Origin of the sequence: Microbacterium sp. 18062, assembly GCF_902706225.1 — a bacterium.
Classification (GTDB): Bacteria; Actinomycetota; Actinomycetes; order Actinomycetales; family Microbacteriaceae; genus Microbacterium.
The window spans coordinates 19,626-28,335 of record NZ_CACSKB010000049.1; the positions used below are offsets into that span (position 1 = coordinate 19,626).

General features: G+C 72.2%; 6 protein-coding genes. 5 read left to right on the plus strand and 1 reads right to left on the minus strand.

Translation table 11 applies throughout. The features are described 5' to 3' along the window. The first annotated feature begins 241 nt into the window (after positions 1 to 241). The 4 genes from GVL03_RS15425 (at position 242) to GVL03_RS15440 (ending at position 4,742) form a co-directional block, all read left to right on the plus strand. Positions 242 to 1,246, plus strand: coding sequence for an AraC family transcriptional regulator (locus tag GVL03_RS15425; RefSeq protein ID WP_159501897.1), 1,005 nt, complete (start codon positions 242 to 244; stop codon positions 1,244 to 1,246). Positions 1,247 to 1,427: 181 nt separating this feature from the next. After that, positions 1,428 to 3,056: an FAD-binding oxidoreductase gene (locus tag GVL03_RS15430; protein ID WP_159501898.1), complete on the plus strand. Its 1,629-nt coding sequence runs from the start codon at positions 1,428 to 1,430 to the stop codon at positions 3,054 to 3,056. A 158-nt stretch (positions 3,057 to 3,214) separates the two neighbouring features. Continuing rightward, entirely contained in the window at positions 3,215 to 3,673 is a 459-nt protein-coding gene (locus GVL03_RS15435) for a GFA family protein (RefSeq protein WP_159501899.1), read from the plus strand. Further along, positions 3,639 to 4,742: an NAD(P)-dependent alcohol dehydrogenase gene (locus tag GVL03_RS15440; protein ID WP_235038196.1), complete on the plus strand. Its 1,104-nt coding sequence runs from the start codon at positions 3,639 to 3,641 to the stop codon at positions 4,740 to 4,742. The genes GVL03_RS15435 and GVL03_RS15440 overlap by 35 nt, the downstream gene beginning before the upstream one ends. Before the next feature lie 83 nt (positions 4,743 to 4,825). On the opposite strand, the gene GVL03_RS15445 is transcribed toward GVL03_RS15440, so the two are convergent. Continuing rightward, entirely contained in the window at positions 4,826 to 7,048 is a 2,223-nt protein-coding gene (locus GVL03_RS15445; protein WP_159501901.1) for a LuxR C-terminal-related transcriptional regulator, read from the minus strand. A gap of 635 nt (positions 7,049 to 7,683) precedes the next feature. Here GVL03_RS15445 and GVL03_RS15450 point away from each other — a divergent pair. Then, positions 7,684 to 8,667, plus strand: coding sequence for an ABC transporter substrate-binding protein (locus tag GVL03_RS15450; protein WP_159501902.1), 984 nt, complete (start codon positions 7,684 to 7,686; stop codon positions 8,665 to 8,667). The last annotated feature ends 43 nt before the right edge of the window (positions 8,668 to 8,710 follow it).

The window sequence follows — 8,710 nt, forward strand, 5'->3', positions numbered from 1 at the left end:
GCCCGCGGGTCCGGGTCGTGGCACAAGTATGCGGCTGCGCGAGGAGGCCGGGTATCCGTAGGACTGCGTAATCCGTGGCGGATGCGGCACGAGACCGCGTCCCCGCGGACGGGATCAGGCGATGACACGGACGAGTATGCGGCAGCGGCGTCCGGTCACGGGCCTGCGCATTTCGGACAGTTCCGCCGCGGTCGCGCTCTCGCGCTTGTCCACGGCCCGGTCGCGTGATACTCCAGAGGGCATGGTCGTCGACGCTGACGTCGTTCCCCCCGGAGCCCTGCCCCCCGAGGTGTCGCTGCGTCGCGTACGCATGGACGAGGCCATGAGCGTCGGGAGCCTCGTCTTCCACCAGCACGTGCTCACTCCGCTCGTGCGCGACGCCGAGCCCTTCCTCACGCTCCACTCGTTCCGGACCGGCGCGGTCACGCTCGGCACCGTGACGTACAGCAGCGCGGTGCGTGTGCAGACGGGCTCGGTGCGCGACGCCTACCAGGTCAACATCCCGCTCGACGGATCGCTGCGCACGATGCGCGGAGACCGCGCGATCACGGCGAGTCCGCGCCTCGCAGCTGTCTACGGACTGCACCGGCACGGGTTCGAGGGGCTTGGCGGGCCGCAGCGGATACTGGGCGTCAAGATCCGGCGCGAGGCGCTCGAGCGCCGGCTCGAGCAGCTGCTCGGACGCCCGGCGCGGGGGGCGGCGATCGAGTTCGAGTTCGGCATGGCTCTGGAGGGAGCCCGCGCCCGGGACTGGTACATGGTCCTGCAGCTGCTGGGGCGCAGGCTCTGGGGTGCCGCGGGGCTCAGCGCCGACACGGTCGTCACCGCGAACCTGCAGGACACGCTCCTCACGGGGCTGCTGCTCGCGAGCCGGCACTCGTTCAGCGACGAGCTCGACCAGCCTGCGGGCCCCGCCGCTCCCCGGGCGGTGCGCCGGGCGGTCGACGCGGTCGAGGCCCACCCGGATGCGGCGCTCATGACGGTTCCCGAGCTCGCCCGCACCGCGGGCGTGAGCGTCCGCGCCCTGCAGGCGGGCTTCCGGCAGGCTCTCGAGACGACCCCCCTCGCCTTCCTCCGCGAGCGTCGGCTGACGCATGCCCGTCGCGACCTGGAGCGCGCGGAGCCGCCGACGGACAGCGTGGCGCGGATCGCGGAGCGGTGGGGCTTCGCGCACCACGGGCGTTTCGCGCTCGACTACCGGCGACGCTTCGGCGAGCACCCCTCGCAGACGCTCCGGCGAGCCTGAGCGCGGGCGCAACGGTCGAGGCCGGCGGCGGGAGGACCCGCGGCGGTGACCGTGGCGTTGTCCGAAACCCGCACGCGCGTTGATCCCCGTCGCCCGGCCGACGGAGAGTCTCCGTGCCCGGATGCATCCGGGCCGGTGCGCAGCATCGCGCACCGGACCGACGACTCGACGAGGAGTGCCGATGTCCGCCCCTACCCCTGCCCTGCCCCCATCCGAGCTCGCCCGGGTGCTGCCTCCCGACGTGTCGGCGGAGGCCTACGACCGCGCCATCGCGGATCTGGTCGACGCGCTCGGCGCGGAGTGGGTGCATGTCCGTCCCGAGCAGGTGTCGCTCTACGATGACGAGTTCCCGGTCACGGGAGACCGGTCGTTCACGGCGAGCGCCGTCGTCTTCCCCGGCTCGACCGAGGACGTGCAGCGGATCGTCCGGATCGCGAACGAGCACCTCGTCCCGCTGCACGCGATCTCGACCGGCAAGAACCTCGGCTACGGCGGAGCCTCGCCGCGGGTCGCGGGCAGCATCGTGGTGCACGTCGGCAAACGCCTGAACCGCGTGCTCGAGCTGAACGAGAAGTACGGGTACGCGCTCATCGAACCGGGGGTGACGTTCTTCGAGCTCTACGCGGCGATCCAGGAGAAGGGCTACGACCTCTGGATCGACGCGCCTGACCTGTCATGGGGCAGCGTCGTCGGCAACATGCTCGACCGCGGCGTCGGCTACACCCCGTACGGCAACCACTCGCTCTGGAAGTCCGGGCTCGAGGTCGTGCTTCCCGACGGCGATGTGCTGCGCACCGGCATGGGCGGCCTGCCCGGCAGCAACGCCTGGCAGCTCTTCTCGCCGAGCTTCGGTCCGCAGCCGGACAACCTGTTCGAGCAGTCGAACTACGGCGTCGTCACGAAGATGGGCATCCAGCTCATGGGCGCCCCGCCAGCGGCCGAGACCTTCCAGATCACGTTCGAGAACGCCGACGACCTGGGCGCGATCATCGACACCGTGCTGCCGCTGCGAATCAACACGGCACCGCTGCAGAACGTCCCGGTCCTGCGCAACATCTTCCTCGATGCCGCTCAGGTGTCGGAGCGCGCCGACTGGCACACCGAGAACACCCCGATCCCCGACGCGACCGTCGAACGGATGAAGGCGGAGCTCGGCCTCGGCTACTGGAACCTCTACGGCACCGTCTACGGGCCGCCGCCGGTCGTCGAGCAGTACCTGCAGATCATCGAGGAGGCGTTCACCTGGATCCCGGGTGCGAGGTTCTTCACGACGCGCACCCGCCCGCACAGCGCCGACGACCGGGGTGCCCACACCCTTCACGATCGGCACAGGATCAACACCGGGGTTCCGACCGTCGAGGAGGCGAACCTGTTGAACTGGATCCCGGACGGCGCCCACATGGGCTTCTCGCCCATCTCCGCCCCCGACGGCGAGGACGCGCTCCGCCAGTTCCAGATGGTGAAGGCTCGCGCCGACGCCGCACGCAAGGACTACGCGGCCCAGTTCGTCATCGGCCTGCGCGAGATGCACCACATCAGCCTGTTGCTCTACACGAAGACCGATCCCGAGCAGCGCGACGAGACGCTGCGGCTCGTGCACGACCTGATCGACGAGGCCGCATCCCACGGCTACGGCGAGTACCGCGCGCACCACGCATGGGCGGACCGCGTCGCGGCGACCTACTCGTGGGGCGACAATGCGCAGCGGCGCTTCAACGAGCGCATCAAGGATGCGCTCGACCCGAACGGCATCCTCAATCCGGGCAAGGCGGGCATCTGGCCCGCCCGCCTTCGCGGTCGAGGTCTCTGAGGCCCGCCCCGTGCCGTGTCCTGGGGCGGATTGGGTGACATCACGGATACCTCCGCGCGTCGCCGGTGTGGAGAATGTCTCTCGGACGACGCACGCCGCGGGAGTCCGGTCGCGATGCCGCGACGAGGCGGGATCGCTCGACGACGAGGGAGACGACGATGACGATGTTCCGAAGAGGCACCTGTCTGTGCGGGCGGGTCGACGTGACGCTGGAGGGCGAGCCGCTGGCGATCGTCGCCTGTCACTGTGCGCACTGTCGCACGCAGGGAGGCACGGCCCTGTCGCTGGTGGCCGTGATGCCCCAGGACGCCGTGCGCATCGCCGGCGCGCTGACCGACTATCCCGACACGGGCGGTTCGACCCGGCGCTTCTGCGGAGCCTGCGGGACGCCGGTCGAGACGGTCTCGCTCGGAACCCGGCGGGAGGGCACGCGCGTCGTGAAGCTCGGCCTGTTCGACGGGGTGGACCTGCTCCCGCCGGTCGTGGAGACGTTCGGGCGGGAGCGGGCCGCGTGGCTGCCGCCGTTCGAGGGCACCGCGGTCTTCGAGACGATGCCCGGGCTCGATGGGGAGGAGGCGGGTCGTGACCTCGATCACTGCGGCGCTGACGCGGCATAACGGAGCGGACTGGGAGCTCACCCCCGCCGACATCGACGACCCGCGCGCAGAGGAGGTGCTCGTGCGCATCGTCGCGACCGGTGTCTGTCACACCGACGTGGGCGTGCGCGACGGACATCTGCCGATGGAGCTTCCCGGCGTGCTGGGGCACGAGGGCGCCGGGATCGTCGAGCGCGTGGGCTCCGCCGTCTCCGACATCTCGGTCGGCGACCACGTCGTGCTCAGCGTGGGCCTGTGCGGCGAGTGTGACCACTGTCTGCGCGGGCTGCCGACGTACTGCGAGCAGGGATACGTCCGCAACTTCTCCGGCCGGCGCCCGGACGGGAGCGCGACGCTGCGCGTGGACGGCGCGGAGGTCGGGGGGAACTTCTTCGGCCAGTCCTCGTTCGCGACCTACGCGTTGGCCGACCGGCGCAGCGTCGTGCCGATTCCCGCGGACGTCCCGCTCGAGCTGATGGGGCCGCTCGGATGCGGCCTCCAGACGGGAGCGGGAACGGTGATCAACGCTCTCCGCCCGGAGGCCGGCAGCACGCTGGTCGTCTTCGGGGCGGGCGCCGTGGGGATGGCGGCCCTCATGGCCGCGCGGATCGTCGGGTGCGCCACGATCGTCGCGGTGGATCTCCACCGCAGTCGACTCGACCTCGCGCTCGAGCTCGGCGCCACCCACGTGGTCGACGCGCACGACGCGGATGTCGTGGGTGCGGTCCGCGCCGCCTGCGGCGGGGCCGGAGCGGATTACGTCGTGGACGCCACGGGCGTCGCGCCCGTGGCGGCCCAGGCCGTCGGCTCGTTGGCACTGCGGGGGCGTTGCGCCCTGGTCGGGGTCTACCCGCCCGATGCCGAGCTGCGCATTCCTGCGGGGGCGCTGTTCTTCGGGCAGAGCGTGGGCGGCGTGGTCGAGGGCGACAGCGTCCCGAAGGTGTTCGTCCGCCGGCTCGTCGAGCTGTGGCGGCAGGGGCGCTTCCCGTTCGACAGGCTGGTCGAGTACTACGACTTCGACGACATCAACACGGCGGTCGCCGACGCGTTGTCGGGCCGAGTGCTCAAACCGATCCTGCGGATCGGCTGAGGCGGCCGCGCTCCCGCCGGAGACCGACCCGCGACGGGCGGTCGCGTGCGGCCGAACGTCCGGAGTCGACGCGAAGCGCGTGGTCACCCGCTTCGCGTCGACTCCGCCCAGACCGCCACCTGCGCTCGCGACGACACCCCGAGCTTCGCGAGGATGCGCTGCACGTGCGTGTCGACCGTGCGCACGCTCAGCACGAGCTCCTCGGCGATGTCGCGGTTGCTGAGACCGCGGTGGATGCCCGCCACCACGTCGTGCTCGCGGGCGCTCAGGGTCTGCGTGGCGGCGGGGGCGAGGGCGTACTCCTCCGCCGCGGCGCGGCTGAGAGCCGCGCCGGCGGCGGTGAGACGGTCGAAGGCGCGCGGGCCGAGCCGGTCGACGAGCAGCGCCACGCAGGCCTCGCGGTGCGCGGCCAGATGCGGCCCGAACGCGTGCGCGGACGAGCCGATCACACGCCAGCTGGCGGTGGCGGCGCCGTGCAGGGTCGCGGCGCGCTCGGGGCGACCGGCCGCGGCATCGATCCAGCTGAGCACGTCGAACAGCAGGCAGGCGCCGATCGGGTCGTCGAACCCGCGCTCCACGCCGATGCCCTCGCGAGCACGGGCATCGGCCTCGGCGAGGTCGCCCGCGACGAAGGCGGCGAGCGCCAGGGCCCACAGTGCGTGGGCCCGCATCCACGTGTCCCGCGCGGCGTTCGCGTAGGAGAGGGCGGATGCGGCCTCGTGCGCCGCGTCCGGGGAGCGCAGGTGGCTCATCGCGGTGGTGTGCTGGAACTGCGCGAGGAGCGCCTGCTCGGGCCGGCCGACCCGTTCCGCGGCCCGGATCGAGGTCTCGAAGTGCGGCAGGGCGCCGGCCGGCTCGCCGGAGAACATCGCGTGCGTGCCCCGCCACCTGCTGATCTCGATGCGCGCGATCGCGGCGGCCTCGTCGTCGAGCGCGTGCGCCGACAGGAGACGTTCGGCACGGGCGAGCTGCACATCCGCCTCGTCGAGGTCGCCCTGCAGCAGACCGAGCCACGCGGCGGTGACGAGCGCCGGGAGGCGACGGCCCGGTGTCGCGCCGGGGAGTCCGAGCAGCCGGTGCGCCCACGCCCGCCCCTCGGAGATGAACCCGCCGACGCCCCAGTGGTAGCGCAGGTCCTCGAGGAGGGAGAGCGCGCCGTCGACGTCGATCGCGGCGGCGAGGGTCAGTGCCGACTGCAGCTCGGCGCGGTCGGCGCTCAGGCGTGCGACGATCTCCGCCTGGCGGGGGCCGTACCAGTCGCCGCGCAGTCGTCCCGCGAGCGCGGAGAAGTACGCGAGATGGCGGCGTGCGGCGAGGGGACCGACGCCCGACTCGGACGCCCGCTCGCGGCCGTACGCGCGGATCGTCTCCAGCATCCGGAACCGCCGCGTCTCGTGGTCGACCTGCAGGATCGACTGAGCCACGAGCGCGTCGACGGCGGCGCCGATGCCGCGTCGGTCGAGACCGGCGACCGCCGCGGCGGCATCGAGGTCGAACGGCCCGGAGAAGACCGACAGCGTCTCCCAGACGTGCCGCTCCCGCATCCCGCACAGGTCGTGGCTCCAGTCGACGACCGCGCGGAGCGTGCGCTGGCGCTCGACCGAGCTGCGCGGGCCCCCGTCGAGCAGGGTGAAGCGCTCGGACAGCAGAGCGCGCAGCTCCGTCACCGGCAGACTCCGCAACCGGGTGGCCGCCAGCTCGATGGCCAGCGGCAGCCCGTCGAGCGATCGGCACAGCGACAGTGCCGACTCGCGCTCGTCCGGACCGAGGACGAACCCGGCGTCGGCGGCCCGTGCGCGTGCGACCAGCAGCTCGACCGCCTCGGAGTCCCCGGTCTCGACCGACAGCGGGGGCACCGAGAACATGCGCTCCCCGGTGACCTCGAGCGGCCGCCGGCTGGTCGCGAGGATCGTCAGCTCCGGAAGGGCCAGCAGCATCCGGTCCGCGAACTCCGCCGCCGCGTCGACGAGGTGCTCGCAGTTGTCGAGGACGAGGAGCGTGGGGCGGCCACGGAGCGCGTCGACCAGCACCTCCAGGGGCTGCCGCGCCGACTGGTCGGCGGGGGCGACGGTGTGCACGGCGGCGCGTGCGAGGCGCTGCGGATCCTGCACGCTCTCGAGTGCGACGAACCAGGATGCGGCGCCGGTGCGGGCCGTGCGCTCGTTCGCGGCGCGCAGGGCGAGGCGGGTCTTGCCCGCCCCGCCGACACCAGTGAGCGTGACGATGGACGAGTCCTCGAGGAGCGCGGCGATCGCCTCGAGCTCTCGGCGGCGCCCCACGAACTCGCTGCGCGGTTCTCTGATCATCGACCCCGGCATCCTCGCTGTCGTCGCACCCATTATCCCGCCCCACCACGGGTGCGGACCAGCGGGAAGTCTCTCGGGTGAGCTTCTCAGGGCCCTGCGGGGCCTCCGTGGGGTGGCGAAAGTCCGGTCGCTGCCCTTCGTCTCGGAGCTTGCGCTCCTCGCTCAGGAACCGCGAGCGCAGCGAGACGAAGCGTCCACCGCGCCCGTCTCGTCGCTCCGCTCCTCGCTCAGGGAGCAAGAGCGGAGACTTTCGGGTCAGCTGCTCAGCGCCCCTGGCGGGGCGCTCCGTGGGGTGGGGAGAGTCCAGGCAATGCGCCTGTTCAACCAGAACCGGGGCGGGGAGACTTTCGGGTCGGCGGCCGGGGTCGCTGACGACCGACGAAGGAAGCGAAATCTCCCCCTCCGGGGAGGCTTTCGGGTCAGGTGCGGAGAGTCAACAGAACGCCGACGGGCGGTGGAGAGTCAACGAATCGGTGACGATCGTCGCGAGAAGCTTGACATCGGCCGCGGGTGTCGCGCACCATGAGCGGGTCAGCACGACGCGGTGCCGACTCGCGCAGGATCACACAGCAGTGAGCGGCGCAGGAGCTCCCGTCGCGTCGACGTCCCGCACGCCGACATTGAGAGGAACTTCGATGAAGAAGACCCTTGCCGCCCTCGGACTCGTCGCCGTCGCAGCCCTCGCGCTCGCCGGCTGCACCGACTCGGGCGCAGCCCCGGAGACCACCGGTTCCGCCGACGCCGGGGGCGACCTGACCTCGGTGCGTGTCGCCGCCCTCCCCATCGCCGAGACCGGAGCCCTGTGGGCGGCGATCGACGCCGGCATCTTCGAGGAGCACGGCCTCGAGGTCGACATCGTGCCCGCGCAGGGCGGCGCCCAGGCCATCCCCGCTCTCCTCAGCGGCGACATCGACTTCGCGATCGGCCAGCCCATGGGCCCGATCCGCGCCGACCTCCAGGATCTCGGCGTCGTGATCTTCAGCAACTACGCGTCGAGCCTCGCCGAGGGATCCGACGTCAACTCGGTGGTCGCGCTCGGCGACTCGGGCATCTCGAGCACGGCGGACCTCGCCGGCAAGCGCGTCTCGGTCAACAGCATCGGCGCCGCCGGCGACCTCACCGTCCGCAAGGCCGTCGACGACGCCGGCGGCGACTCCTCCACGATCGAGTTCATCGAGGTCCCGTTCCCCGACGTGCAGGCCCAGCTCGAGGCCGGCAACATCGACGCCGGCTGGGTGCCCGACCCGTTCCGGGGCCTGATCGTCAGCGCCGGCGGCGTCGACGTCGTCTCGCCCTACCAGGCGACGATCCCCGGACTCACCGTGCTGACGAACTTCACGACGCAGGAGAAGCTCGCCGACGATCCGGAGCTCGTGGCCGCCTACGCCGCGGCGATGACCGAGGCGCTCGCGTACGCGACGGCCAACGAGGACGCGGTGCGCGCCGCGATCGTGACGAACCTCGACATCCCCGAGGCCGCGGCGGCCGCCATCACGCTGCCGGACTTCACGCCCGACCTGGCCAACGCGGGGATCGAGGACCTCGCGGCGCTCGCGGTCGAGTACGGCTACATCGACGCCGAGCCCGACTTCGCGACGCTGATCCAGCCGCAGTCGTGACGGCCGGGGGGATGCCGGAGGCCCCGGCGTCCCCCCGCTCCCC